Origin of the sequence: Roseateles sp. So40a, from assembly GCF_048081605.1 — a bacterium.
Taxonomy (GTDB): Bacteria; Pseudomonadota; Gammaproteobacteria; order Burkholderiales; family Burkholderiaceae_C; genus Roseateles.
The window spans coordinates 4,694,951-4,719,071 of sequence record NZ_CP182288.1 but is presented as its reverse complement, the minus strand read 5'-3'; the positions used below and the strand labels follow the sequence as shown (position 1 = coordinate 4,719,071).

Below are 24,121 nucleotides of genomic sequence, written 5' to 3'. Positions count from 1 at the left end.
ATACAGATGATGCGGTGGTATGGCTCAGTGTATTGGTTCTGTGCTGGTCGACCCCTTAGACTGGCCCGCTCAACCGGAGACAACCCCCATGAACCGCAGTCCCTGGACGCAAGCCCGCCGTGCCGCGCGCATGAACCCGTCCATCATCCGAGAGATCCTGAAGGTCACCGAGAAGCCGGGCATCCTGTCCATGGCCGGCGGCCTGCCCAGCGCGGACACGTTCCCGGTCGACGCGATCAAGGCCGCCTGCGACCGCGTCCTGAGCCAGAACTCCAAGGAAGCCCTGCAGTACGCCGCCAGTGAGGGCTTCGCGCCGCTGCGCGAGTGGGTGGCCGCCAAGGTCGCGACGCTGGGCATCCATTGCTCGCCCGACCAGGTGCTGATCACCAGCGGGTCCCAGCAGGGCCTGGACCTGGTGGGCAAGCTGCTGTGCGACGCCGGCGCGCCCGTGGCCGTCGAGACGCCGACCTACCTCGGCGCGCTGCAGGCCTTCACGCCCTACGAGCCGATCTTCGCCAGCCTGGCCAGCGATGAGCAGGGCCCGCTGCCCTCGGCCATCGAGGCGCTGCCGCATGACGCGCCGGGCACGCGCTTCGCGTACCTGCTGCCGAATTACCAGAACCCCACCGGCCGCGTGATGGGCGCCGAGCGCCGTCAGGCGGTGGTCGCCGCCGCGCGCAAGGCCGGCGTGCCGATCGTCGAGGACAACCCCTACGGCGACCTGTGGTTCGACGAGGCTCCGCCGCAGGCGCTCAGCGCGCTGTGGCCCGAGGGCAGCATCTATCTGGGGTCCTTCTCCAAGGTGCTGACGCCGGGCTTCCGCCTGGGTTACCTGATCGCCCCCGCGGAGATCTACCCCAAGCTGCTTCAGGCCAAGCAGGCGGCCGACCTGCACACGCCGGGCTTCAACCAGCGCGTGGTGCACGAGGTCATCAAGGGCGGGTTCCTCGACGAGCACGTGCCCAAGATCCGCGCCCGCTACAAGGCGAACCGCGACGCGATGGCCAAGGCGCTCGAGCAGAACCTGCCCGCGGGCTGCGAGTGGCAGAGCCCCGAGGGCGGCATGTTCTTCTGGATCCGCCTGCCCGAGGGCCTGGACGCGATGGCGCTGCTGCCGCTCGCCGTCGAGGCCGGCGTGGCCTACGTGCCTGGCGCCGCGTTCTACGCGCACCAGCCCGATCCGCGCACGCTGCGGCTGTCCTTCGTGACGCTGACGCCGGAGCTGATCGCCGAAGGCGTGGACAAGCTCTGCCGCGTGCTGCACGAGGCGCTGGCGCTGACCACGGCCGAAACCGCGCCCTGATCCGCTGACGTCCGTCGCGGCGCCCACCCGGCGCGCCGCAGCCGGCCTGTCCCCTGTTCCTGGCTCCCGTCACCGCCCTGTCAGGCGGTGCGGATCGACTCGTCCCTGCCCAACCCGAGGCCTCGCATGTCCGCTTCCCCCGCCGAACTCCGCCGTTTCGTCCAGGTCGACGTCTTCACCGCGCAGGCGCTGCGGGGCAACCCGCTGGCCGTCGTCGTCGACGGGGCGGGCCTGGACGAGGCCACGATGGCGGACTTCGCCAAGTGGACCAACCTGTCCGAGACGACCTTCCTGCTGCCGCCGACCGATCCGGCCGCCGATTACCGCGTCCGCATCTTCACGCCCGGCGGCGAGCTGCCCTTCGCGGGCCATCCGACGCTGGGATCCGCGCATGCGTGGCTGGCCAGCGGCGGGGACCCGAAACAGCCGGGCGAGGTGGTCCAGGAATGCGCGATCGGTCTGGTGCGCGTGCGACGCGACGGCGCCCGGCTCGCTTTCGCCGCGCCGCCGTTGCGGCGCGAGGGTCCGGTCGAGCCCGAGCTGCGCGCGCAGGCCTTGAAGGCCCTGGGCATCGAGGATGCGGCGCTGCTGGACCTGGTCTGGGTCGACAACGGCCCGCAGTGGATGGCGGCGCGTCTGGCCTCGGCCGAGGCGGTGCTGGCGCTGCGACCGGACTTCGTCGCGATGCGCGGTCTGAAGCTGGGCGTCGTGGGCGCTTATCCTGCGGGTTCGCCGCAGCAATTCGAGGTCCGGGCCTTCGTGCCCGGGCTGGGCGTTCCGGAAGACCCGGTGACGGGCAGCCTGAACGCGGGTCTGGCACTATGGCTGCAGGGCGCCGGTCTGGCGCCCGACCGCTATGTGGCCGCCCAGGGCGCCGCCCTCGGGCGCGCCGGCCGGATCCATGTGGCACGCGAGGGCGCGCATTGCTGGATTGGCGGCGATGTCACCCCATTGATCCACGGTCAGGTGAGGTTGTGAAGCCATGAGCATGGAAGTCGATCATCTCGTTGTCGCCGCGAACACCCTGGAGGAGGGCCGCGCCTGGTGCGAACGCGTCCTGGGTGTCGCGCCCCAACCCGGCGGGCGCCATGCGCTCATGGGCACGCACAACCTGCTGCTCAACATCAGCGCGCCGCCGACGTATCCGCGCTGCTACCTGGAGATCATCGCGATCGATCCCGAGGCGCCGGATCCCGGCCGGCCGCGCTGGTTCGACCTGGACCAGCCCGCCGTGCGCGAGCGCCTGCGGCAGGACGGACCCTCGCTGCTGCATTGGGTCGCGCGCGTCTCGAGCCTGGATGCGACGCTGGCCACCTGGTCGGGCGAGGGCGTCGATGCCGGCGAGGCGGTCGAGGCCGCCCGCGGTGACCTGAGCTGGCGCATCGCGCTGCGCGAGGACGGCCGCCGCCTGCGCAAGGAAGGCCTGCCCGTGCCCATCGAATGGAAGGGCGACGCCCATCCGACCGACAAGCTGCCCGACAGCGGCGTGAAGCTGCTGGGCTTCGAGGCCCGGGACGGCCTGCGCGCGCAGCTGTCGACGCCTCGCGGCCTCGTCGAGCTGGAAGCGATCGAGGGCACGCTGTCCGATGCACCGACGCAGTCGGGCGACCTCGACGAGGTCCTGCCGGCGGCGAGCTGACACGGCGACAGGGAAGCGATGAGCACGCAGGATCTGTTTCGTGAGGACGCGCATCTGCGCGAATGCGAGGCGACGCTGTTGCGCGCCGACGAGCGCGGCCTGCTGCTGGACCGCACCGTGTTCTATCCGCAGGGCGGCGGGCAGGCCGGCGATGCCGGCTCGCTGACGCTGCCCGGCGGGCGCGTGCTCCGCATCGCGGACACGCGCAAGGGCGAGGGCGGCGAGATCCTGCACGTGCCCGCGCCGGACGAGGACCTGAGCGGTCTGTCCGAGCTCCCCGCGGGCACGCCGGTGACGGCGCGCATCGACTGGGACCGGCGCCATGCCCACATGCGTTTCCACACGGCGACGCACCTGCTGTGCGCGCTGGTGCCGCATCCGGTGGATGGCTGCTCGATCACCGCGGGTTACGCGCGCCTCGATTTCCACATGACCGATGCGTTGGACAAGGACACGCTGAGCGCGGGCATCGCGCGGCTCGTGGCCGAGGCGCATCCGGTGAGCCACAGCTGGATCAGCGATGAGGACCTGGATGCCAATCCGGGACTCGTGCGCAGCATGAGCGTGCAGCCGCCTCGTGGCACGGGCCGCGTGCGCGTGCTCAAGATCGACGGCGTGGACCTGCAGCCCTGCGGGGGCACGCACGTGGCCAACACCGCGGAGATCGGTGCGGTCGTGGTGACCAAGATCGAGAAGAAGTCGGCGAAGACGCGTCGCGTGGTGCTCGGCTTCCTGCCCGCGGCCACCAGCGCGGCCGCTGGCGAACCGAGCGCGGCATGAGCGCGTTGCGCGTGCTCGGACGCGCCGCGTCGATCAACGTGCGCAAGGTGCTGTGGACGGGCGTCGAACTGGGCCTGGACCTCGCGCGCGAGGACGTGGACGTGAAGGCCGATGCCTTCCGCGTGCTCAACCCCAACGCGATGATGCCGGTGCTGATCGACGCGGCGGGCGCCGCCGCGGCGGGCGACACGCCGTTCTCGCTGTGGGAGAGCAACAGCATCTGCCGCTATCTCGCGCGACGCGAGGGCCGCGATGATCTGTTGCCCGACGAGCCGCAGGACCGGGCGCGGGTCGAGATGTGGATGGACTGGCAAGGCGGCGAGCTCAACAGCAGCTGGCGCTACGCGTTCATGGCGACGGTGCGCAAGAGCGCGCTGCATCAGGATCCGGCGCAGATCGAGTCGGGTGTGGCGAACTGGAACCGGCACATGGCGATGCTCGATGAGCAGCTCGTCCGCTCGGGCGGCCCGTTCGTGCTGGGCGCGACCTTCACCCTGGCCGACATCGTGCTGGGGCTGTCGGCGCATCGCTGGCGCGCGGCGCCGATCGCGCATGTCGAGCTGGCGGCTGTGGAGGGCTGGTACCAGCGTCTGCTCACCCGTCCTGGTTTCGCCGAGCACGGCCCCGCGGCCGGGCCTTGAGCGCGATGGGGTGCGAACTCGACGCCATGTCCCTCCTGGATGGCCGCCTCTAGCCGAGGTGCTTGATCGCGGAGACGGTCTCGCTACACTCGCCCGCTGTGGATACCCCTGACATACGACTGATCTGCCCCGATTCGCCCACGATGTGGGAAGAAGCGCGCGTGATCATGCGCGAATACGCGCAGAGCCTGGACATCGACCTCGACTTCCAGGGCTTCGACGAGGAACTGGCCTCGCTGCCCGGCGAGTACGACGCGCCTCAGGGCGCGATGCTGCTGGCGCTGGTGGATGGCCAGGTCGCGGGCTGCGGCGGCTTCCGGTCGCTGGCCGATTCTGACTACGCCAACGCCTGCGAGATGAAGCGCCTGTTCATCCGCCCCGCGTTCCGCCGCTTCGGGCTGGGACGGACGATGGCCCAGGCGCTGATCGACCGCGCCACGACGGCGGGCTACTCGAGCATGCTGCTCGACACGCTCGACGACATGGAGGCCGCGCGCGATCTGTACGAGAGCCTCGGCTTCGAGGAGATCCCCCCGTACTACTTCAACCCGATCGCCGGCGCGCATTACCTGAAGGTCGACCTGGCCTGAGGGCGGCTCTGCGCGGATTCATCGGCGCTTATGGGGTTCGCGGGTTTCGCGAGGTTACGGGCATAGCATCGGGGCATGACCTCGCCCACCCCTGCCGCCTCGTCGCCGTCCGCGGACGCGTTCTTCCAGCTCGAACCCGCGACGACCACGCCGGCGCTGCTCGGCGAATCGCCGTTCTGGCATCCGCTAGAGCAATGTCTCTATTACGTCGATATCCCGGGCAAGGCGTTGTGCCGGCTCGACAACGGCGCGGGCACGCCCACGGTCTGGCCGCTCAATGACGAGCCGGGCTGCGTCGTGCCGCTGCAGGGCGGCGGCCTGCTGATTCCGCAGCGCAACGGCCTGTGGCGCTTCGATCCGGCCACCGGCGCCTATGAGCAGTTGCTCGCGCCGCCGTACGACGCGAGCAAGCGCCGCTTCAACGACGGCAAGGCCGATGCGAAGGGGCGGCTCTGGGTCGGCACCATCGACGACGCGCGCCAGCCGGTGTCGGCGCTGTACTGCCTGCGCGACCGCGCTTTCACGCCGATGCGCGACGGGATCACCACGTCCAACGGCCTGGGCTGGAGCCCGGACGGCCGCACGATGTACTGGTCCGACACGAAGGCGCACGAGATCTACCAGCTGCCGTTCGACGCCGAGTCCGGCGAGATCGGCGAGCGGCGCGTGTTCGCGCGATTCGAGCCGCGCGGCGCGGACCAGCCGCTGGAGACCTACGGCGGCCGGCCCGATGGCGCGGCGGTCGACGTCGAAGGGAACTACTGGGTCGCCATGATGGAAGGCCAGCAGCTGTTGCAGCTCGCGCCGTCGGGCGAAGTGCTGCGCCGCGTGCCGCTGCCGGTGCGTTGCGCGACCATGCCGACCTTCGGTGGTGCGGACATGCGCACCCTTTTCGTCACCACCGCACGGGAAAAGCGCAGCGAGGCGGAGCTCGCCGCCCAGCCCTGGGCCGGCTGCGTGTTGAAGATGCGGGTGCCGGTGGCCGGCCTGCCGGTGCAGTTCGCCACCTGGTGATCGGCGCGCGGGCCCGTGGGGCCGGGTGTTGCGCCGCCGCCTCGCCGGGGCGGCACGGCACTTGCTCGGAAGGCCCATGAACAGGGCTCGGGAGAGCCCTATGCGGGGTTCGCACGCCCTGTCAAGTCGAGCTGTATGGGCGGACGCGACGGCCTGTTAAGGGTCTGTAAGGTCGGAGCCCCTATAATCTCGCGGTTTTGCTGATCGCCCTCCGACGACGTGAACCCCGATCCAGCGCGCGCACCTGGTGCGCCGCCCGCCGAGCCCAGCCAGCGTGTCCCTGACGCGCGCGGCGCCGCCAGCCAGGATCGCTGGGATGACCCGATCGACGGAGATACGGGCAGCGAACCGGCTTTCAAGCCTCTGACGCGAGAACAAGCGCAGGACTTGCGAGCCCGGCTTCCGACGATGTCGGCCTGGTCCTTGTTGACCTGGCAGGCGGCGGCGGGGGCCGTGATGGTCGCGCTGTGGGGGCTGCTGTCCCTGCAAGGCGACAAGACCTGGTCGGCGCTGTTCGGTGCCGTCTCGGTCGTCGTGCCGAACGCCCTGATGGCGTGGGGCATGACACGACGCTCCACCGTCGAGTCCGGCAGCCCGTTGCTGTCGTTCATGGTGTGGGAGCTGGTGAAGATCATTCTGGCGGTCGCCATCCTGGTGGCGGTCGCCGCGGGTTTCCCGTCGTTGAGTTGGGCAGCGCTGCTGTCGACCCTCGTGGTGACCCTGAAGGCAAATTGGCTGGCCCTGCTTCGGCGGGGTCGAATCAGAAAATAGCATCGGAAAGCAACCATGGCAGCAGAAGGGCACGCGCCGTCCTCGGGTGAATACATCACCCACCATTTGCAGCATTGGCAGAAGAATTTCGCCTTTGAAGACGTCAAGCAGACGGGTCTCGTCGACTTCAGCGTCTTCAATTTCGATTCGCTGATCTATTCGACGGTGCTGGGTCTGCTGGCCGTCTTCATCCTGTGGCGTGCCGCACGCAAGGCGCATGCCGGCGTGCCGGGCCGCTTCCAGGCCGCCGTGGAAATCCTGGTCGAGATGGTCGACAACCAGGCCAAGTCGGTCATCCACAACGAGAAGAGCCGCAAGATCATCGGACCGCTCGCCCTGAGCGTGTTCGTGTGGATCTTCTTCATGAATGCGATGGACATGTTCCCGGTGGACTTCCTGCCCTGGATCTTCTCCAACTACATCGCCCACGACCCGCACCACGCCTATCAGCGCGTCGTGCCGACGGCGGACCTGTCGACGACGCTGAGCCTGTCGACCTTCGTCCTGCTGATGGTCTTCATCTACAGCATCAAGATCAAGGGCCTGGGTGGCTGGGGCCACGAGCTGATCGCTGCGCCCTTCGGCGACAAGTGGTTCCTCTACCCGGCCAACTTCGCCATGCAGGTCATTGAGTTCATCGCCAAGACGGTGTCCCATGGCATGCGACTGTTCGGCAACATGTTCGCCGGCGAACTCGTGTTCATGCTGATCGCCCTGATGGGCGGCGGCTGGGCCCTCACCGGAACCGGCATCGGCCTGGCCATCGGCCACGTCCTGGCGGGCACGGTGTGGACGCTGTTCCACATCCTTGTGATCACGCTGCAGGCCTTCATCTTCATGATGCTGACGCTGATCTACCTGGGCCAGGCGCACGACGCGCACTGATCCGGACGGACAGCCGCGATCTCTCAAGTTACCCGTTTCCTTTTCCCTTTCCCTTTTATCTAACTCTCTCAGGAGCAAAACATGGAAAACATCCTCGGTCTGGTCGCTCTGGCTTGCGGCATCATCGTTGGTCTGGGCGCGATCGGCGCTTCCATCGGCATCGCGCTGATGGGCGGCAAGTTCCTGGAGTCGTCGGCTCGTCAACCCGAGCTGATGAACGAACTGCAAACCAAGATGTTCATTCTGGCTGGCCTGATCGACGCGGCCTTCCTGATCGGCGTCGCCATCGCGCTGCTGTTCGCGTTCGCCAACCCGTTCGCTGCGACCCTGCTGGCCACCGTCGCCCGCTGATTTCGCCCGACCCCTTTCACGACTGAAAGGATCGTGCCGTGAATATCAACGCTAGCCTCATCATCCAGTGGATCCCGTTCTTCATCCTGATGTTCGTCACGGTGAAGTTCATTTGGCCACCGATCGTGAAGGCCCTGGACGAGCGCGCGGACAAGATCCGCGCCGGTCTGGCAGCCGCTGACCAGGCGAAGGCCGAACTGGCCACCGCCAACAAGAAGGTCGACGAGCAACTGGCGCAGACCCGCAACGAAACCACGAAGCTGCTGTCCGACGCTGAGAAGCGCGGCGCCGCCATCGTGGACGAAGCGAAGAAGCGTGCGGAAGACGAAGGCGCCAAGATCATCGCCGCTGCCAAGGCTGAAGCCGAGCAGCAGTCGGTGCGTGCCCGCGAGGCCCTGCGTGAGCAGGTCGCCGCGCTGGCCGTCAAGGGCGCCGAGCAGATCCTGCAGCGCGAGGTCAATGCCGGCGTGCATGCCGAATTGCTGAACCGTCTGAAGACGGAGCTGTAATCATGGCTGAACTCGCAACCATTGCCCGTCCCTACGCCGAAGCGCTGTTCCAGGTCGCGTCCTCGCAGGACCTGAAGGCCTGGAACGAGCAGCTGGCCGCGCTGGCGCTCGTCGCCGGCGACAGCCAGCTGCGCCAGTTCGCCGAGGACCCGAAGGTGAGCACCGAACAGGTGTTCCAGGTCATCTCGGCGACCAGTCAGCAGACGCTGCTGCCCGGCGTGCAGAACTTCCTGCGCGAGGTGATCGCCAACGGCCGCCTGTCGGCGCTGCCGGCGATGGTCCAGCAGTTCCACGACCTGGCCAACGCCGCTTCCGGCTTGTCCGACGCGCACATCTACAGCGCCTTCCCGATCGAGCCGGCCCAGCTGGCCGACGTGATCGCGGCGCTGGAGAAGCGTTTCGGCCGCAAGCTGCAAGCGAACGTTGAACTGGAGCCTGGCCTGATCGGCGGTATCCGTGTGGTGGTCGGCGACGAGGTGCTGGACACCTCGGTGAAGGCCCGCCTGGAACGCATGAAAGTGGCGCTGACGGCCTGAGGCGCAAGCCTCAGCCTCAGCCCGACTGCCAAGATCCCCCCGATTCACCCTGGTGTCCCGCTTCGGCGGGATGCCGCTGGGAGCAAGCAATGCAACTGAATCCCGCTGAAATTTCCGAACTGATCAAGAGCCGCATCGAAGGCCTTGGCGCGTCCACCGACGTGCGCAACCAGGGCACCGTGGTGTCCGTGTCTGACGGCATCGTGCGCGTGCACGGCCTGTCGGACGTGATGCAAGGCGAAATGCTGGAGTTCCCCGTCGCCGCCGACGGCTCGCAGACCTTCGGTCTGGCGCTGAACCTGGAGCGCGACTCCGTCGGCGCCGTGATCCTGGGCGCCTACGAGCACATTTCCGAAGGCGACACCGTGAAGTGCACGGGCCGCATCCTGGAAGTGCCGGTCGGCCCCGAGCTGATCGGCCGCGTCGTGAACGCGCTGGGTCAGCCGATCGACGGCAAGGGCCCGATCAACGCCAAGATGACCGACGTCATCGAGAAGGTCGCCCCGGGCGTGATCGCCCGCAAGTCCGTCGACCAGCCGGTGCAGACCGGCCTGAAGTCGATCGACTCGATGGTGCCCGTCGGCCGTGGCCAGCGCGAGCTGATCATCGGTGACCGCCAGACCGGCAAGACCGCCGTGGCGATCGACGCGATCATCAACCAGAAGGGTCAGAACATGACCTGCGTGTACGTCGCGATCGGCCAGAAGGCTTCGTCGATCAAGAACGTCGTGCGCGCCCTGGAAGCCGCCGGTGCGATGGAATACACCATCGTCGTCGCCGCCTCCGCGTCCGAATCCGCTGCGATGCAGTACGTGTCGGCCTACTCCGGCTGCACGATGGGCGAGTACTTCCGCGACCGCGGTCAAGATGCGCTGATCGTGTACGACGACCTGTCCAAGCAGGCCGTCGCCTACCGTCAGGTCTCGCTGCTGCTGCGCCGTCCCCCGGGCCGCGAAGCCTTCCCCGGCGACGTGTTCTATCTCCACAGCCGTCTGCTGGAGCGCGCCGCTCGCGTGAACGCCGAGTACGTCGAGGCCTTCACCAAGGGTGAAGTCAAGGGCCAGACCGGCTCGCTGACCGCGCTGCCGATCATCGAGACGCAAGCCGGCGACGTGTCCGCCTTCGTTCCGACGAACGTGATCTCGATCACCGACGGCCAGATCTTCCTGGAAACGAACCTGTTCAACGCCGGCATCCGTCCCGCGATCAACGCCGGTATCTCGGTGTCGCGCGTCGGTGGCGCTGCCCAGACCAAGCTGATCAAGTCGCTGTCCGGCGGTATCCGTACCGACCTGGCCCAGTACCGTGAGCTGGCTGCGTTCGCGCAGTTCGCTTCCGACCTGGACGCCGCGACCCGCAAGCAGCTGGACCGTGGCGCGCGCGTGACGGAACTGCTGAAGCAGGCCCAGTACAGCCCGCTGTCGATCAGCCTGATGGGCGCATCGCTGTACGCCGCCAACAAGGGCTTCATGGACGACATCGAGGTCAAGAAGGTCCTGTCGTTCGAGCACGGTCTGCACCAGTTCCTGAAGACCTCGCACGCGGCCCTGCTGTCCAAGCTGGAAAGCGACAAGGCCATGGACAAGGACGCCGAAGCCGAACTGAACGCCGCGATCACGTCGTTCAAGAAGTCCTTCGCCTAAAGCAACCATGACCGGGTCTCGCTGAATTCAGGCAAGACCCGGCCCTCACTGGAGAAATCATGGCAGCAGGCAAGGAAATTCGCGGCAAGATCAAGTCGGTCGAGAACACCAAGAAGATCACGAAGGCCATGGAGATGGTCGCCGCTTCGAAAATGCGCAAGGCGCAGGATCGGATGCGCGCGGCTCGTCCCTACGCGGAGAAGGTCGGCAACATCGCCGCCAATTTGTCCAAGGCCAACCCCGAGTACCGTCATCCGTTCATGGTGTCGCATCCCGACGCCAAGACGGCCGGTTTCGTCGTGGTCACGACCGACAAGGGTCTGTGCGGTGGTCTGAACACCAACCTGCTCCGCGCGACAACCGCCAAGCTCAAGGAACTTGAGACGGCGGGTCAGAAGGCGGAAGTGGTGGCGATCGGCAACAAGGGTCTGGGCTTCATGAACCGGATCGGCGCCAAGGTCGTCGCGCACGCGACGCAGCTCGGCGACAGCCCCCAGCTCGAGAAGCTGGTTGGCCCGGTCAAGACGCTGCTGGACGCTTACGCGGAAGGCAAGTTGTCGGCGGTCTATCTCTGCTACACGCGCTTCGTCAACACGATGAAGCAGGAGCCGGTGGTGCAGCAGCTGCTGCCGCTGACGGCCGAGTCGCTGGAGACGGATGCCGCGGGTCACGCATGGGATTACCTGTACGAACCCGACGCCCCGACGGTGATCAACGAGCTGCTGGTGCGCTACACCGAAGCCCTGGTCTATCAGGCCGTGGCGGAGAACATGGCGTCCGAGCAATCGGCGCGCATGGTGGCCATGAAGGCCGCGACCGACAACGCCGGCACGCTGATCGGTGAGCTGAAGCTGGTCTACAACAAGACCCGCCAGGCCGCGATCACGAAGGAACTGTCGGAAATCGTCAGCGGCGCGGCCGCCATCAGCGGTTGATCTCGCGATCGATCGCAGGCAACAGATTTGAATTGAAGGAACGAAGAAATGGCTAACACTCAATCGGTGGGCAAGATCGTTCAGTGCATCGGCGCCGTGGTCGACGTGGAGTTCCCGCGCGACCAGATGCCCAAGGTGTTCGACGCCCTGAAGATGGAAGGCTCGACCCTGACGCTGGAAGTCCAGCAGCAGCTGGGCGACGGCGTGGTCCGCACCATCGCGCTGGGCTCGTCCGACGGCCTGCGCCGCGGCAGCGAGGTCTACAACACCGGCGACATGATCCAGGTCCCGGTCGGCCAGCCGACGCTGGGCCGCATCATGGACGTGCTGGGCAACCCGATCGACGAGCGCGGCGACGTGTCGCGCGCGCAGACCGCGTCGATCCACCGCAAGGCCCCGGCCTACGACGAGCTGAGCCCGTCGCAGGAGCTGCTGGAAACCGGCATCAAGGTGATCGACCTGATCTGCCCGTTCGCCAAGGGCGGCAAGGTGGGTCTGTTCGGTGGCGCCGGCGTGGGCAAGACCGTGAACATGATGGAGCTGATCAACAACATCGCCAAGGCTCACTCGGGTCTGTCGGTGTTCGCTGGTGTCGGCGAGCGTACCCGTGAGGGCAACGACTTCTATCACGAGATGTCGGACGCGGGCGTCGTGAACCAGGAGGACCTGAGCAAGTCGAAGGTCGCGATGGTCTACGGCCAGATGAACGAGCCCCCGGGCAACCGTCTGCGCGTGGCGCTGACCGGCCTGACGATGGCCGAGTCGTTCCGCGACGAAGGCCGTGACGTGCTGTTCTTCGTGGACAACATCTACCGCTACACGCTGGCCGGCACGGAAGTGTCCGCGCTGCTGGGTCGCATGCCGTCCGCGGTGGGCTACCAGCCGACGCTGGCCGAGGAAATGGGCCGTCTGCAAGAGCGGATCACGTCGACGAAGGTCGGCTCGATTACCTCGATCCAGGCCGTGTACGTCCCTGCGGACGACCTGACCGACCCGTCGCCTGCCACGACCTTCGCCCACTTGGATGCCACCGTCGTGCTGTCGCGTGACATCGCGTCGCTGGGTATCTACCCGGCCGTGGACCCGCTGGACTCGACGTCGCGTCAGATCGACCCGAACGTCATCGGCGAAGAACACTACAACGTGACGCGTTCGGTGCAGTCGGTGCTGCAGCGCTACAAGGAACTGCGCGACATCATCGCGATCCTGGGCATGGACGAGCTGTCGCCGGAAGACAAGCAGGCCGTGGCCCGCGCTCGCAAGATCCAGCGTTTCCTGTCGCAGCCGTTCCACGTCGCGGAAGTGTTCACCGGCGCGCCCGGCAAGTACGTTCCGCTGAAGGAAACGATCCGCGGCTTCAAGATGATCGTCAACGGCGAGTGCGATCACCTGCCGGAACAAGCGTTCTACATGGTTGGAACGATTGACGAGGCTTTCGAGAAAGCGAAGAAGATCCAGTAATGAGCTGTCGATGGCGCGCCGTGAAAGCGGCGTTCCATCGATCTCTGAACGGACTTCTCACTTCTCGATCAAGGAAACGCAATGGCAACCCTCCACGTGAACGTGGTCTCGGCGGAAGAGCAGATCTTCTCGGGCGAGGCGAAATTCGTGGCGCTGCCGGGCGAAGGCGGCGAGCTGGGCATCCTGCCCAAGCACACTCCGCTCATCACCCGCATCAAGCCGGGCGCGGTGCGCATCCAGCGTCCTGACGGCAACGAGGAATTCGTCTTCGTCGCCGGCGGTCTGCTGGAAGTGCAACCCGACGTCGTGACCGTGCTGGCCGACACCGCGATCCGCGGCAAGGACCTCGACGAGGCCCGTGCCGAAGCCGCCAAGAAGGCCGCCGAGGACGCGATGAAGAACGCCAAGAGCGACATCGACTTCGCCAAGGCGCAAAGCGAATTCGCGGCCATGGCCGCGCAGATCGCCGCGCTGCGCAAGTTCCGTACGAAGCGCTGAGCCTCTTCGGCCGCCCACCGGCCTCGCCGGTGCGACGTCCCCACCCACTGCATCGGCAGGACTGCGAGAATCTCGCACTCCTGCCGATTCTCTTTTTGGGCGAGCCTTCAGCATCCCCCGCCCGCTCCACCTCCCCATGAGCCAACCGATCGCCATCACCCGCCACCAGGGCCTGGAAGCCCTCGAACTCCGCGCGCCCGACGGCGCACGCGCGACGCTGCTGCTGCATGGCGCGCATCTGGTGTCCTGGGTGCCCGCCGGCGCTGACGAACAGCTCTTCCTCTCCCCCAAGAGCGCCTTCGCCACCGGTCAGGCGATCCGCGGCGGCGTGCCGGTGATCTTTCCCCAGTTCGCCACGCGCGGTCCGCTGCAGCGCCACGGCTTCGCCCGCGGCAAGCCCTGGCAACTCGTCAGCGCGGAATCCGGCAAGGACGATTCGCTGGCCGTGCTGCGCCTGACCGACGACGGCGCCACGCGCATGGTCTGGCCGCATGCGTTCGAAGCCGAGATCAGCATCCGCATCGCCGGCCGCGTCCTGGAGATGGAACTGGCCTGCGAGAACAAGGGCGACACCCCGTTCTCCTTCAACGCCGCGCTGCACACCTACCTGCGTCTGACGCAGATCATGTCCGCGTCGGTGCAAGGCCTGTCGGGCCTGGCCTATTGGGACTCGACGATCGACCGCGCCGCGACGCAGCACGAGGACCTGCTACGCCTGGACGGCGAGACCGACCGCATCTACCAGGACGTCAAGCACGACCTGACCCTGCGCGACGGCGATCGCCGCCTGATCCTGCGCCAGCAAGGGTTCACCGACGCCGTGGTCTGGAATCCCGGCCAGGAGAAGGGCGACGCGCTCGCCGACATGCCCGAAGGCGGCTGGAAGCAGATGTTGTGCGTCGAGGCCGCCCAGGTGCTGCGGCCGATCGAGCTGCAGCCCGGCGAGAGCTGGGCCGGCATGCAGACGCTCGAGCTGCTCTGATCGATGGAACACGGCCGACGCACCGTGACGCCGTGACGCCCCCGTGAACGTGGGGCGTCCTGTCGTATCAATCCCGACACACGGGTTCGCATGCTTCGCGCGAGCAGCGCCCTGGGCAAGAATCGCTCCCGCCAATTCATAACGATTCGAGTCCTAGGGAGGAAGCATGCGAAGCTCCATTCGCGCCCTGGCCGTGCGCACCACCGCACTGGTCACCGCCGTCGCGTTCGTCACCGGTTGCGCCACCGCGTCGAAAGACATCAGCGCCACCTACGTGTCCCCGGCCCAATACGCCAGCTACGACTGCCCGCAACTGACCGCGGAGACGCAACGCCTGCAGGCGCGTTACGTCGAGCTCGGCGGCCGCCTCGACCAGGCCGCCACCAACGACAAGACCATCATGGGCGTCGGCCTGATCCTGTTCTGGCCGGCGCTGTTCGCGCTGGGCGGCACCAAGTCGCAGGAAGCCGAGTACGGCCGCCTGCGCGGTGAATACGACGCCGTGCAGCAGACGCTGATCCAGAAGCGCTGCGCGACCGGCGCCAACCTCGCCGCCGCACCGCAACCGGGGGTTGCCGCGCCCGCGCCGCTGGGCGCCGCCCCGGCCGTGGCCACCGTCGCTTCCGCCGATCCGGCCGCCTCCGCGCCGATCCCGCTCGACGCGGCCGCCAGCGCGGTCCGCTGATCTCCCCCCGCTTTCATACCAAGGCCGTCACACGGCCATTTCTTCTCAGAGGAGTACCTTCATGTCGTTCATGCATCGCGCCGCCCAGACGGCCGCCCTGGCCGCCGCCGTCCTGCTCGTGGGTTGCGCCAGCCCCGCCCGTACCGACCAGATGCAGGTCAGCAGCTCGCTGCAGACGCGCACCGCGGTGTCGCAGTCGGAGCTGAAGGAGAACATCGGCATCAAGGACGTGACCGGCGGCAAGGACACCAACCCGATGTGGGTGTCCAACGTGTCGAGCTCGGACTTCGAGCGCGCGCTGGAAGCTTCGCTGAAGGACGCCGGTCTGCTGTCGGGCAACCGTCAGGGCAGCAAGTACACGTTGACCGCCGACCTGAAGAAGCTGGACCAGCCGCTGTTCGGCGCCAGCATGACGGTCACGGCCACCGTGAAGTACACGCTGGTCGAGCGCGCCACCGGCAAGGCCGTGCTGGAGCGTGACGTCGCCGTGCCGTTCACCGCCGAATGGAACGCCGCCTTCCTGGGCACCGAGCGTCTGAAGCTGGCCAACGAAGGCGCGATCCGCAGCAACATCTCGCAGCTGATCAACGACCTCGTCGCTCTGAAGGTCGCCGGCGCTGGCGTTCAGCTGGCCAAGTGAGGCGTTGCGCCGACGCGCGCGATCGGGACGATCGCTGCGCGCGGCGCTAAGCTGCGGGCTCCCTCAGCGAAGGAGCCCGCATGCCCGACAGTCGAAAGCTCTCCAAGTCCGACTACCTGGACCGCCTGCAACCGATGCAGGTGGAGCTGAACAACCTGGCCCGCTGGCTGCAGCACACGCGCAAGCGGCTGCTGATCCTCGTCGAGGGTCGCGACACCGCCGGCAAGGGCGGCGTCATCAACGCGATCTCCGAGACGCTCAATCCCCGTCAATGCCGCACTGTCGCGCTGGGCAAACCCAGCGAGCGCGAGCAGGGCGAGTGGTACTTCCAGCGCTACCTCACCCATCTGCCGGCCGCCGGTGAGATCGTCCTCTTCGACCGCAGCTGGTACAACCGCGCCGGCGTCGAGGCCGTGATGGGCTTCTGCACGCCCGAGCAGACCGATGACTTCCTCGAGCAGGCGCCGCGCCTGGAACGGCTGCTCGTCGACGATGGGCTGCTGCTGTTCAAGTACTGGCTGACCGTGGATCAGGCGCTGCAGGAGGAACGCTTCGCTGAGCGCGCCGAGGATCCGCTCAAGCAGTGGAAGCTCTCGCCGATCGATCTCCAGGCGAGGGAGCATTACGCCGACTACGGCAAGGCGCGGGATCGGATGCTCAAGCACACGCATACGAAACATGCGCCGTGGACGCTGGTGGATTTCAATGATCAGCGTCGCGGTCGGCTCACGCTCATTCGCCATCTGCTCGACCATCTGCCCGATGTGAGCGTGCCCGCCCAAGCGCTGACCTTCCCGCCGCTCACCGGCAAGACGAAGAAGGAACGCTTCGAGGGGAAGCTCAAGCCGATCAAGAGCTTGTAGCCCCTCTCCCGCTTCGCGGGCGAGGGTGAATTCAGAGCACCACGACGGCGTCGGGCAACTCGTTGCGAGGCGGCGAGCCCGGCTCGACCGGGAAGTGCTCCGCGAGCAGCGCCTCGACCGCGCGGATCGCCTCGATCAGGCCCTGCTCGAACTGGCCGCCGCGCAGCGACTGCCGCAGGCTCTCGACGATCGCCTGCCATTGCGCCGCCGTCACCCGCCGGTTGAGCCCGCGGTCCGCGACGATCTCGATCGCGTGTTCCGCCAGCAGCAGATAGATCAGCACGCCGTTGTTGTGCTCGGTGTCCCACACCCGAAGCTTGCCGAACAGCGCCAGCGCTCGCTGCCGCGCGGTCAATCCGCGCCATAGATAGCTCATCGGCAGGCTGGCCTCGACGCACAGCCGGATCTCGCCGACATGGCGCAGCTCGCTCTCCGTCACCCGCGCCGACAGCCGCGCCAGCGCCGCCGCCGGCAGCACGCGCCGCACGTCGGCCTCATCCCAGAAGCGATGGCGGAAGAATCGGCCCAGCCGACTCGTGTCGCCGGACACGCGGATCTCGTGATCGCCGGGTCGTTCCATCACCAGTCTCCCGAGGCGCCGCCGCCGCCGAAGTCGCCACCGCCGCCGGACGAGAAGCCGCCGCCGTCGCTGCCGCCCCAGCTGCCGCCACCGCCTCCACCACCACCCCAGATGATCGGTGGCGAGACGCCGCCATGCGCGCTGCGCCGATACCCACCGCCGGACAGGCTCGAGCCCGAACGCCGCGCCGCGCCGATGCCCAGCAGCCCCACGAGCACCAGCGAGCCGAGCGCCGCGCCGATACCCAGCAGCAGGCTGCCGCTCAGGCCCCAGCCGACCGCGCCGGCGCCCGCGCCCGTGACCACGCTGCCGAGCTTGCGCCCGAACATCGAGGTCAGCAGCGCCCCCGCCAGCGGCACGCCGAGGAACGCGATCATCGCGATCTCGCCGAGGTCGATGTTGTGCCCGCGCGCGCCGGACCCCGTGCGCTGGGTCGGCGCGGGCAGGTGCTCGCCGCGGATGCGCGCCTGCAGCGAATCGATCGCGCGGTTCAGCCCGCCCGCATAGTCGCCGGCCTTGAACGCGGGCGTGATGTCGCGCTCGATGATCTGCCGCGCGGCCAGGTCCGGCACCGCGCCTTCCAGCGCCTTGGCGGTCTGGATGTTGATGCGCCGGTCGTTCTTGGCCACCACGATCAGCAGGCCGTCGCCGACATCGCGCCGGCCCAGCTTCCATTGATCGCCGACCCGCTGCGCGTACGCGGCGATGTCCTCGGGCTGGGTCGTGCCAACCATCAGCACGACGATCTGCGGCCCGGCCTCGCGCTCGAACGCGGCGAGCTTGGCCTCGATGCCCTGCTTCTGCGCCGTGGTCAGCGTGCCGGTCTGGTCGATCACGCGTGCGCTGAGCGGCGGCACCGCCTGCACGTCCTGCGCGCGCACGCGCGGCAGCAGGCCCAGCGTCATCAGCAGGCCCATCACGACCAGCGCGAGGGCCCGGAGCGAGACCGCCCGCATGCGCGCGGCCTCAGTTCGAGGCGGGCGAGGCCGCCGGTGCCGGTGCCGGCGTGGTCGCCGGCGCCGTCGCGGGCTTGTCGAAGTTCACCGTCGGCGGCGCGGAGATCGCGGCCTCGTTCTGCACGGTGAAGTTGGGCTTGGTCTCGTAACCGAAGACCTTGGCCGTCAGGTTGGTCGGGAACTTGCGCGTCAGCACGTTGTAGTCCTGCACCGACTTGATGTAGCGGTTGCGGGCCACGGTGATGCGGTTCTCGGTGCCCTCGAGCTGCACGCGCAGATCGCGGAAGCCCTGGTTGGCCTGCAGCTGCGGATAGCGCTCGCTGACCACCATCAGCCGGCTCAGCGCGCCGGACAACTCGCCCTGCGCGGCCTGGAATTTCTGCAACGCGGCGGGATCGCGCGCGAGCTCCGGCGTGACCTGGATGCTGGTGGCCTTGGCGCGGGCCTCGACGACCTTGGTCAGCGTCTCCTGCTCGAAGCCGGCCTCGCCCTTGACCGTGTTGACGATGTTGGGGATCAGGTCGCTGCGGCGCTGGTACTGGCTCAGCACCTCGGACCAGCTGGCGTTGACCTGCTCGTCCAGGCTCTGGAATTCGTTGTAGCCGCAGCCGGTGAGCGCCATCGGCGCGCCCACGATCAGCGTGGCGGCCGCGGCCGCGCGCAGCGTGTTCATCAGACGGGCCGCGGGCGCGCGGGTGTGGCGGGTGGGGGTGGTCAGGGTCATCGTCGAATCCTCCGTGTGCGCACCGGCATATCGTGTGCCGGCCTGTTGAATTCAAGAGCCGCGAGAGCCCGGAAGCCCCGAGGATAATCTCCCCCCCATGAGCGCCCCCCTTCAGAATGACGTCTTCCTGCTCGCGTGCCTGCGCCAGCCCACCGAATACACCCCCGTCTGGCTGATGCGCCAGGCGGGACGCTACCTCCCGGAGTACCGCGACACCCGCGCGAAAGCGGGCAGCTTCATGGGGCTGGCCACCAACAAGGACTACGCCACCGAGGTCACGCTGCAGCCGCTGGAGCGCTATCCGCTGGACGCCGCCATCCTGTTCAGCGACATCCTGACGGTGCCCGACGCGATGGGCCTGGGCCTGTCGTTCGCGCAGGGCGAGGGCCCGAAGTTCGAGAAGGTCGTGCGCGATGAGGCCGCCGTCAACGCGCTGGCCGTGCCGGACATGGACAAGCTGCGCTACGTCTTCGACGCGGTCAGCTCGATCCGCTCGGCGCTGGGCGGTCGCGTGCCGCTGATCGGGTTCTCGGGCAGCCCGTGGACGCTGGCCTGCTACATGGTCGAGGGCGGCGGCTCCGACGACTACCGCCACGTCAAGAGCCTGATGTACGCGCGCCCCGACCTGATGCACCGCATCCTGTCGATCAACGCCGACGCCGTCGCCGCCTACCTGAACGCGCAGATCGACGCCGGTGCGCAAGCCGTCATGCTGTTCGATTCCTGGGGCGGCGTGCTGGCCGACGGCCAGTTCCAGCAATTCAGCCTGGCGTACTCCCGCCGCGTGCTGGCGCAGCTGAAGTCGGAACGCGACGGCCGCCGCATTCCCAAGCTGCTCTTCACCAAGGGCGGCGGCCTGTGGCTGGACGAGATCGCCGCGGCCGGCGCCGATGTCGTCGGCCTGGACTGGACCGTCAACCTGGCCCGCGCCCGCGCGCAGGTGCAGGACCGCGTGGCGCTGCAGGGCAACCTCGATCCGAACGTGCTGTTCGCGCCGCCCGCCGCGGTCCGCGAACAGGCCCGCGCGGTGCTCGACAGCTTCGGCGCGCCGCAACGCGCCGATGGCGGCTGGGGCGGCCATGTGTTCAACCTCGGCCATGGCATCAGCCAGTTCACGCCGCCGGAGAGCGTGGCCGAACTGGTGCACGAAGTGCATGAGCATTCGCGCAAATCGCGCTTGCCCGCCGGCCCATCCACGACCTAGTTATCCCCAAATCCGTGCATGTCACCCAAACGCAGCACAAGCGGTGACGCCGAGCTAGGGCTTTCCCCGATGGGCGCGTAAGTCGTTGATTTCAAAGGGGGCTCGGTATTTCCCCGGAATTTGACGCCGGCAGGGCGCCCTGGCGGCAATCCCGTCGGACCCGAAAAACCCCCGCCGTTTCCCACAAAGTTATCCACAGGCTTTCGACCCCGTTGTGAACACCCTTGGAAATCAGGCACTTGGCGAGGTTTCCTCATGGCCGATGACGGCCGTGGGGGACACCGAGCCGGGCCGCGCCAAGCCGGGGAGGAATGGCCGATGAGCGAACCGACGCCCCTGCGCCGCTTGCGCGTGGCCGTGGAAGCGCCCCAGCACAGCGGGCTGACCGGTCCGCTCGACTATCTCGGCCCGCAAGACTTGACCCCCGGCACGCTGGTGCACGTGACGCTGGGCCGGCGCGACGTGATGGGTCTCGTGTGGGACGACCTGGCCGAGGGCCAGGCCTTGACCGACGACGAGCCGCTGCCCGAATCCGAACTCCGCCCGGTGGGCGAGGCGCTGGACGCGCTCCCGCCCTTGTCCGATCGCTGGCGTCGGCTGGTCGAGTTCGCGGCGGGGTACTACCAGCGCAGCATCGGCGAGCTGGCCCTGGCGGTGCTGCCCCCGCAGTTGCGCGAGCTCGACGCCAAGCAGCTGCAGGCCCGGCTCAAGAAGCTCGACAAGGCCGACGCGGAAGCGGCGAAGGCGGCCGCCGAGACGCCCGCGGTCGTGCCGGAACGCCCCGCGCTGACCGCGCAGCAGCAGCAGGCGCTGGACGCGGTACTCGCGCTCGCCGACAGCGCCACGCCGCAGCCAGCGCTGCTCTGGGGCCTGACCGGCAGCGGCAAGACCGAGATCTACCTGCGCGCCGCCGAGGCCGCGCTCGAGCGCGGGCAGCAGGTGCTCGTGCTGGTGCCGGAGATCAACCTGACGCCGCAGCTCGAGGCACGTTTCGCCGAGCGCTTCGCGGGTCATGCGATCGTGTCGCTGCACAGCGCGCTGACGCCCGCGCAGCGGCTGCGCCACTGGCTCGCCGCACACCTGGGCCGCGCGCAGCTGGTGCTGGGCACGCGGCTGGCGGTGTTCGCGTCGATGCCTCGACTGGGACTGATCGTCGTCGACGAGGAACACGATCCCTCCTACAAGCAGCAGGACGGCGCGCGTTACTCGGCGCGCGATCTCGCCGTCTACCGCGGCCACCTGGAGAAGGTGCCGGTGGTGCTCGGATCGGCGACGCCGTCGCTGGAGAGCTGGCAGCACGCGCTGGGCGGGCGCTACCGGCGCATCGACCTCACCGAGCGCATCGGCGGCGGCGCGCTGCCGCGCGTGCGGCTCTTCGACATGAACCGGCTCGAGCGCAAGAAGGGCGTCACCACGACACTCTCCGTGCCGCTGCTGGACGCGCTGCGCAAGCGGCTCGACCGCGGCGAGCAGAGCCTGGTGTTCCTCAACCGCCGCGGCTACGCGCCGGTGCTGCACTGCGACCAGTGCAACTGGAAGAGCGACTGCCCGCATTGCAGCGCGCATCAGGTCTTCCACAAGGAGGACCGCACGCTGCGCTGCCACCATTGCGGCGTGAGCACGCGCGTGCCGCGCGCCTGCCCGTCCTGCGGCAACCCCGACATCGCGCCGCTGGGCCGCGGCACGGAACGGCTGGAGGAGCAGCTCGCGCAGGCGCTGCCCGGAGCCCGCGTGGCCCGCATCGACGCCGACACCACCAAGCTCAAGGGCAGCCTGGAATCGCAGCTCGCCGCGGTGCACGAGGGCGATGTCGACATCCTCGTGGGCACGCAGATGGTGGCCAAGGGGCACGACTTCAGACGCATCACGCTGGTGGCCGCGGTGAATCCGGACGGCGCGCTGTTCAGCAGCGACTTCCGCGCGCCGGAGCGGCTGTTCTCGCTGCTGATGCAGGCCGGCGGACGGGCGGGCCGCGACGCCGCGCAGGCCGCGGCCAGCGAGATGTGGGTCCAGACCTGGTATCCCGAGCACGCCCTCTACCAGTCGCTGCAGAAGCACGACTACGAGGCCTTCGCCGGCAGCCAGCTGCATGAGCGCATGACGGCCAACCTGCCGCCGTTCGCGCACCTGGCGCTGGTGCGCGCGGAAGGCCGCACCGTGGAGGCCGCGCGCGACTTCCTCGTCGCGGCGCAGGAGGCGGCGCAGGCGCTGCCGCTGTCGCTCGGGCTGCTGCTCTATCCGCCGGTGCCGATGGCGGTGGCGCGGGTGGCGGACAGCGAGCGATTCCAGATGCTGATCGAGGCCGGCAGCCGCGCGCAGCTGCAGCGTTTCCTGCGCGCATGGCTGCCGGAGCTGCACGCGCTCAAGCGCCGTCAGAAGGGCCTGACGCGCTGGGCGGTGGACGTGGATCCCCTGGCGATCTGAACGCGCGGCGCGCGCTCAGGCTCAGAGCAGCCGCGCCAGCGCCTCTTCCAGCGTCGGCCAGGCCGCACGCACGGCCGCGAGCGCGTCCTCCGAGCCATGGGCCGCGTCCTGCGCGTCCAGCTCGAGTTGTCGCGCCACGCCCGCGGCGTCGGTGTGGCCCAGCGTCAGCAGCACGCTCTTGAGGCTGTGCGCGAGGTGGCGCATCTTGACGTGCTCGCCGTGCTCGCAGGCGGCGCGTCCGGTGGCGATGTCCAGCGGGAACTGCACGCGGCAGCGCGCCAGGAAGGCCTGGTACAGCGCGGCGTTGCCGCCGAAGTACTGCTCGATCGCCGCGCGATGGATGGAGGGCAGGGCGGCCGGCGCCGGCGCGTCGCGCAGGCCGTCCAGGCAGGACTGCAGATCCGCCAGCGAGCAGGGCTTGGACAGGAATCGCGTGACGCCCAGCGCCTCGAGCTGCTCGCGCACGGTCGGGTTCAGGCCGGCGCTGAACACCGCGAGCCGCGCGTTGCCGCGCAGTTCCGGCCGCTGCTTGAGCGTCTGCAGCAGATCCAGCCCATGCCGGCCCGGCAGCATCAGGTCGCTGATGACCAGGTCGAAGCTCTGCGTGGCCAGCGCCAGCAGCGCCTCGTCGACGGAAATGCAGGCCTGCAGGCGGACCTCGTCGTCCTCCAGCGCCATCGCCACGAACCGTTGCAGGGTGGTGTCGTCCTCCACGAGGAGGACCCGCACGCGACTGGCCATGCTCAGCCGGCGAACTGCGGCTGGCGGGCCCGGATGCGCTGGATGGCCGCGGCCAGCAGCGGCGGCAGGTCGGTGACGAGCCGCGGCTTGTGCACCAGCGGCAGACCCGCCAGCGCGAAGGCGTAGGGCGCGCGCTGCTGTTCGTCCAGCGCGGTGACGAAGATCAGCTCGCTGCTCGCGAACTGCGGCTGCGAGCGCAGGCTGGTGACCAGCGCCGCGCCATCGATGCCGGGCAGCAGGATGTCCACCAGCAGGATCTCAGGCTGCAACTGGCCGTACATGACCAGCCCGCCGATCCCGTCATTGGCGGTATGCAGGTCCAGGTCAGGAAACTCCTGCTGCGCCAGCAACATGACGAGGTTCTGGTAATGAACTGAGTCCTCGATCAGCAGGGCCTTCAGGCGCTGCGGCGTGCCGTCGAGCGGGGAGAGGTCCGCCGGCTTGGTGGGCGCGAGGCCGCGGCCGGTGAGCCACGCGTCGAGCGACGCGCGCAGGATGCGGCGGTGGCCGCCGGGCGTGCGCCAGGCTTGCAGCTCGCCGCGGTCAACCATCAACTGAACCGACCGCACGGCCATGCCGAGGCGCTGCGCGACTTCTCGCGTGCTGAAGTCCTCTTGCATGTCGTCGGGTGTCCGGGCAATAGCAGTCATAGGTCGATTTTGCCGAATTTCCCAAACTTATAGGTGGGCAATATCCCCACTTATAAGCGATAAAAGTGATATTCGATGTGACATCGGTGGGACATGGTGGCTTCCCTCGCGGTCGG

27 protein-coding genes are annotated in these 24,121 nt (G+C 68.2%); 22 read left to right on the top strand and 5 right to left on the bottom strand.

The genetic code is table 11. The features are described from left to right. The first annotated feature begins 88 nt into the window (after nucleotides 1–88). From ACNI65_RS21480 to ppk2, 20 genes are all read left to right on the top strand, one after another. A complete protein-coding gene (locus ACNI65_RS21480; protein WP_416759251.1) occupies nucleotides 89–1,303 on the top strand; it encodes a PLP-dependent aminotransferase family protein in 1,215 nt (404 codons plus the stop codon). Nucleotides 1,304–1,429: 126 nt separating this feature from the next. After that, the gene (locus ACNI65_RS21475; RefSeq protein WP_416759250.1) at nucleotides 1,430–2,281 is read left to right on the top strand and encodes a PhzF family phenazine biosynthesis protein; all 852 of its coding nucleotides are present in this window, start codon (nucleotides 1,430–1,432) and stop codon (nucleotides 2,279–2,281) included. 10 nt (nucleotides 2,282–2,291) lie between these two features. Continuing rightward, complete coding sequence (locus tag ACNI65_RS21470) at nucleotides 2,292–2,942, top strand: VOC family protein (RefSeq protein WP_416759249.1); 651 nt, start codon at nucleotides 2,292–2,294, stop codon at nucleotides 2,940–2,942. An 18-nt stretch (nucleotides 2,943–2,960) separates the two neighbouring features. Beyond that, entirely contained in the window at nucleotides 2,961–3,722 is a 762-nt protein-coding gene (locus ACNI65_RS21465; RefSeq protein ID WP_416759248.1) for an alanyl-tRNA editing protein, read from the top strand. Next, nucleotides 3,719–4,363: a glutathione S-transferase C-terminal domain-containing protein gene (locus ACNI65_RS21460; RefSeq protein WP_416759246.1), complete on the top strand. Its 645-nt coding sequence runs from the start codon at nucleotides 3,719–3,721 to the stop codon at nucleotides 4,361–4,363. The genes ACNI65_RS21465 and ACNI65_RS21460 overlap by 4 nt, the downstream gene beginning before the upstream one ends. A gap of 98 nt (nucleotides 4,364–4,461) precedes the next feature. Beyond that, nucleotides 4,462–4,953 carry a GNAT family N-acetyltransferase gene (locus tag ACNI65_RS21455; RefSeq protein ID WP_416759245.1) on the top strand — a complete coding sequence of 164 codons (492 nt, stop codon included), beginning with the start codon at nucleotides 4,462–4,464 and terminating at the stop codon, nucleotides 4,951–4,953. Nucleotides 4,954–5,028: 75 nt separating this feature from the next. Beyond that, the gene (locus ACNI65_RS21450) at nucleotides 5,029–5,967 is read left to right on the top strand and encodes an SMP-30/gluconolactonase/LRE family protein (protein ID WP_416759244.1); all 939 of its coding nucleotides are present in this window, start codon (nucleotides 5,029–5,031) and stop codon (nucleotides 5,965–5,967) included. A gap of 219 nt (nucleotides 5,968–6,186) precedes the next feature. Further along, a complete protein-coding gene (locus ACNI65_RS21445) occupies nucleotides 6,187–6,738 on the top strand; it encodes an ATP synthase subunit I (protein ID WP_416759242.1) in 552 nt (183 codons plus the stop codon). A 15-nt stretch (nucleotides 6,739–6,753) separates the two neighbouring features. After that, complete coding sequence (gene atpB / locus ACNI65_RS21440; RefSeq protein WP_416759241.1) at nucleotides 6,754–7,623, top strand: F0F1 ATP synthase subunit A; 870 nt, start codon at nucleotides 6,754–6,756, stop codon at nucleotides 7,621–7,623. Nucleotides 7,624–7,704: 81 nt separating this feature from the next. Next, nucleotides 7,705–7,974, top strand: a complete 270-nt coding sequence (atpE, locus tag ACNI65_RS21435; RefSeq protein WP_067066400.1) for a F0F1 ATP synthase subunit C — start codon at nucleotides 7,705–7,707, stop codon at nucleotides 7,972–7,974. 38 nt (nucleotides 7,975–8,012) lie between these two features. Next, entirely contained in the window at nucleotides 8,013–8,483 is a 471-nt protein-coding gene (locus ACNI65_RS21430; RefSeq protein WP_416759239.1) for a F0F1 ATP synthase subunit B, read from the top strand. Nucleotides 8,484–8,485: 2 nt separating this feature from the next. Beyond that, the gene (locus tag ACNI65_RS21425; RefSeq protein ID WP_416759237.1) at nucleotides 8,486–9,019 is read left to right on the top strand and encodes a F0F1 ATP synthase subunit delta; all 534 of its coding nucleotides are present in this window, start codon (nucleotides 8,486–8,488) and stop codon (nucleotides 9,017–9,019) included. Nucleotides 9,020–9,108: 89 nt separating this feature from the next. Beyond that, complete coding sequence (gene atpA, locus ACNI65_RS21420; RefSeq protein WP_416759236.1) at nucleotides 9,109–10,662, top strand: F0F1 ATP synthase subunit alpha; 1,554 nt, start codon at nucleotides 9,109–9,111, stop codon at nucleotides 10,660–10,662. Between the two features lie 59 nt (nucleotides 10,663–10,721). After that, nucleotides 10,722–11,597 carry a F0F1 ATP synthase subunit gamma gene (atpG, locus tag ACNI65_RS21415; RefSeq protein ID WP_416759235.1) on the top strand — a complete coding sequence of 292 codons (876 nt, stop codon included), beginning with the start codon at nucleotides 10,722–10,724 and terminating at the stop codon, nucleotides 11,595–11,597. Between the two features lie 48 nt (nucleotides 11,598–11,645). Further along, nucleotides 11,646–13,058, top strand: a complete 1,413-nt coding sequence (gene atpD, locus ACNI65_RS21410; RefSeq protein ID WP_416759234.1) for a F0F1 ATP synthase subunit beta — start codon at nucleotides 11,646–11,648, stop codon at nucleotides 13,056–13,058. A gap of 81 nt (nucleotides 13,059–13,139) precedes the next feature. Next, nucleotides 13,140–13,556, top strand: coding sequence for a F0F1 ATP synthase subunit epsilon (locus tag ACNI65_RS21405; protein ID WP_416759232.1), 417 nt, complete (start codon nucleotides 13,140–13,142; stop codon nucleotides 13,554–13,556). A 136-nt stretch (nucleotides 13,557–13,692) separates the two neighbouring features. Continuing rightward, on the top strand, nucleotides 13,693–14,538 hold the full coding sequence (locus ACNI65_RS21400; RefSeq protein WP_416759231.1) for a D-hexose-6-phosphate mutarotase: 846 nt from the start codon (nucleotides 13,693–13,695) through the stop codon (nucleotides 14,536–14,538). A gap of 166 nt (nucleotides 14,539–14,704) precedes the next feature. Continuing rightward, on the top strand, nucleotides 14,705–15,223 hold the full coding sequence (locus tag ACNI65_RS21395) for a hypothetical protein (protein ID WP_416759230.1): 519 nt from the start codon (nucleotides 14,705–14,707) through the stop codon (nucleotides 15,221–15,223). Between the two features lie 61 nt (nucleotides 15,224–15,284). Further along, entirely contained in the window at nucleotides 15,285–15,863 is a 579-nt protein-coding gene (locus ACNI65_RS21390) for a hypothetical protein (protein ID WP_416759229.1), read from the top strand. Nucleotides 15,864–15,943: 80 nt separating this feature from the next. Further along, the gene (gene ppk2, locus ACNI65_RS21385; RefSeq protein WP_416759228.1) at nucleotides 15,944–16,726 is read left to right on the top strand and encodes a polyphosphate kinase 2; all 783 of its coding nucleotides are present in this window, start codon (nucleotides 15,944–15,946) and stop codon (nucleotides 16,724–16,726) included. A 31-nt stretch (nucleotides 16,727–16,757) separates the two neighbouring features. On the opposite strand, the gene ACNI65_RS21380 is transcribed toward ppk2, so the two are convergent. The 3 genes from ACNI65_RS21380 to ACNI65_RS21370 are packed head-to-tail and all read right to left on the bottom strand — an operon-like array spanning nucleotide 16,758 to nucleotide 18,935. Next, a complete protein-coding gene (locus ACNI65_RS21380; RefSeq protein WP_416759227.1) occupies nucleotides 16,758–17,306 on the bottom strand; it encodes a TPM domain-containing protein in 549 nt (182 codons plus the stop codon). Beyond that, on the bottom strand, nucleotides 17,306–18,262 hold the full coding sequence (locus tag ACNI65_RS21375) for a TPM domain-containing protein (RefSeq protein ID WP_416759226.1): 957 nt from the start codon (nucleotides 18,260–18,262) through the stop codon (nucleotides 17,306–17,308). The genes ACNI65_RS21380 and ACNI65_RS21375 overlap by 1 nt, the downstream gene beginning before the upstream one ends. A 10-nt stretch (nucleotides 18,263–18,272) precedes the next feature. Then, nucleotides 18,273–18,935, bottom strand: a complete 663-nt coding sequence (locus ACNI65_RS21370) for a LemA family protein (protein WP_416763679.1) — start codon at nucleotides 18,933–18,935, stop codon at nucleotides 18,273–18,275. A 148-nt stretch (nucleotides 18,936–19,083) separates the two neighbouring features. Here ACNI65_RS21370 and hemE point away from each other — a divergent pair, with 148 nt between their 5' ends. Both hemE and ACNI65_RS21360 read left to right on the top strand, forming a co-directional pair. Next, nucleotides 19,084–20,190, top strand: a complete 1,107-nt coding sequence (gene hemE / locus ACNI65_RS21365) for a uroporphyrinogen decarboxylase (protein WP_416759225.1) — start codon at nucleotides 19,084–19,086, stop codon at nucleotides 20,188–20,190. A gap of 318 nt (nucleotides 20,191–20,508) precedes the next feature. Further along, nucleotides 20,509–22,614 (top strand): primosomal protein N', encoded by a 2,106-nt coding sequence (locus tag ACNI65_RS21360; protein WP_416759224.1) that lies wholly within the window; start codon nucleotides 20,509–20,511, stop codon nucleotides 22,612–22,614. Nucleotides 22,615–22,635: 21 nt separating this feature from the next. Here ACNI65_RS21360 and ACNI65_RS21355 read toward each other — a convergent pair whose 3' ends face one another. After that, on the bottom strand, nucleotides 22,636–23,355 hold the full coding sequence (locus ACNI65_RS21355; RefSeq protein ID WP_416759223.1) for a response regulator: 720 nt from the start codon (nucleotides 23,353–23,355) through the stop codon (nucleotides 22,636–22,638). A 2-nt stretch (nucleotides 23,356–23,357) separates the two neighbouring features. Further along, nucleotides 23,358–23,975 (bottom strand): helix-turn-helix domain-containing protein, encoded by a 618-nt coding sequence (locus ACNI65_RS21350; protein WP_416759222.1) that lies wholly within the window; start codon nucleotides 23,973–23,975, stop codon nucleotides 23,358–23,360. Nucleotides 23,976–24,121: the final 146 nt, after the last annotated feature.

Excerpts from the sequence above, each read along its gene's own strand:
- ACNI65_RS21480 (WP_416759251.1), top strand. The coding sequence starts at position 89 with ATGAACCGCAGTCCCTGGACGCAAGCCCGCCGTGCCGCGCGCATGAAC.
- ACNI65_RS21475 (WP_416759250.1), top strand. The coding sequence starts at position 1,430 with ATGTCCGCTTCCCCCGCCGAACTCCGCCGTTTCGTCCAGGTCGACGTC.
- ACNI65_RS21470 (WP_416759249.1), top strand. The coding sequence starts at position 2,292 with ATGGAAGTCGATCATCTCGTTGTCGCCGCGAACACCCTGGAGGAGGGC.
- ACNI65_RS21465 (WP_416759248.1), top strand. The coding sequence starts at position 2,961 with ATGAGCACGCAGGATCTGTTTCGTGAGGACGCGCATCTGCGCGAATGC.
- ACNI65_RS21460 (WP_416759246.1), top strand. The coding sequence starts at position 3,719 with ATGAGCGCGTTGCGCGTGCTCGGACGCGCCGCGTCGATCAACGTGCGC.
- ACNI65_RS21450 (WP_416759244.1), top strand. The coding sequence starts at position 5,029 with ATGACCTCGCCCACCCCTGCCGCCTCGTCGCCGTCCGCGGACGCGTTC.
- atpB (WP_416759241.1), top strand. The coding sequence starts at position 6,754 with ATGGCAGCAGAAGGGCACGCGCCGTCCTCGGGTGAATACATCACCCAC.
- atpE (WP_067066400.1), top strand. The coding sequence starts at position 7,705 with ATGGAAAACATCCTCGGTCTGGTCGCTCTGGCTTGCGGCATCATCGTT.
- ACNI65_RS21425 (WP_416759237.1), top strand. The coding sequence starts at position 8,486 with ATGGCTGAACTCGCAACCATTGCCCGTCCCTACGCCGAAGCGCTGTTC.
- atpA (WP_416759236.1), top strand. The coding sequence starts at position 9,109 with ATGCAACTGAATCCCGCTGAAATTTCCGAACTGATCAAGAGCCGCATC.
- atpG (WP_416759235.1), top strand. The coding sequence starts at position 10,722 with ATGGCAGCAGGCAAGGAAATTCGCGGCAAGATCAAGTCGGTCGAGAAC.
- atpD (WP_416759234.1), top strand. The coding sequence starts at position 11,646 with ATGGCTAACACTCAATCGGTGGGCAAGATCGTTCAGTGCATCGGCGCC.
- ACNI65_RS21405 (WP_416759232.1), top strand. The coding sequence starts at position 13,140 with ATGGCAACCCTCCACGTGAACGTGGTCTCGGCGGAAGAGCAGATCTTC.
- ACNI65_RS21400 (WP_416759231.1), top strand. The coding sequence starts at position 13,693 with ATGAGCCAACCGATCGCCATCACCCGCCACCAGGGCCTGGAAGCCCTC.
- ACNI65_RS21395 (WP_416759230.1), top strand. The coding sequence starts at position 14,705 with ATGCGAAGCTCCATTCGCGCCCTGGCCGTGCGCACCACCGCACTGGTC.
- ACNI65_RS21390 (WP_416759229.1), top strand. The coding sequence starts at position 15,285 with ATGTCGTTCATGCATCGCGCCGCCCAGACGGCCGCCCTGGCCGCCGCC.
- ppk2 (WP_416759228.1), top strand. The coding sequence starts at position 15,944 with ATGCCCGACAGTCGAAAGCTCTCCAAGTCCGACTACCTGGACCGCCTG.
- ACNI65_RS21380 (WP_416759227.1), bottom strand. The coding sequence starts at position 17,306 with ATGGAACGACCCGGCGATCACGAGATCCGCGTGTCCGGCGACACGAGT.
- ACNI65_RS21375 (WP_416759226.1), bottom strand. The coding sequence starts at position 18,262 with ATGCGGGCGGTCTCGCTCCGGGCCCTCGCGCTGGTCGTGATGGGCCTG.
- ACNI65_RS21370 (WP_416763679.1), bottom strand. The coding sequence starts at position 18,935 with ATGAACACGCTGCGCGCGGCCGCGGCCGCCACGCTGATCGTGGGCGCG.
- hemE (WP_416759225.1), top strand. The coding sequence starts at position 19,084 with ATGAGCGCCCCCCTTCAGAATGACGTCTTCCTGCTCGCGTGCCTGCGC.
- ACNI65_RS21360 (WP_416759224.1), top strand. The coding sequence starts at position 20,509 with ATGAGCGAACCGACGCCCCTGCGCCGCTTGCGCGTGGCCGTGGAAGCG.
- ACNI65_RS21355 (WP_416759223.1), bottom strand. The coding sequence starts at position 23,355 with ATGGCCAGTCGCGTGCGGGTCCTCCTCGTGGAGGACGACACCACCCTG.
- ACNI65_RS21350 (WP_416759222.1), bottom strand. The coding sequence starts at position 23,975 with ATGCAAGAGGACTTCAGCACGCGAGAAGTCGCGCAGCGCCTCGGCATG.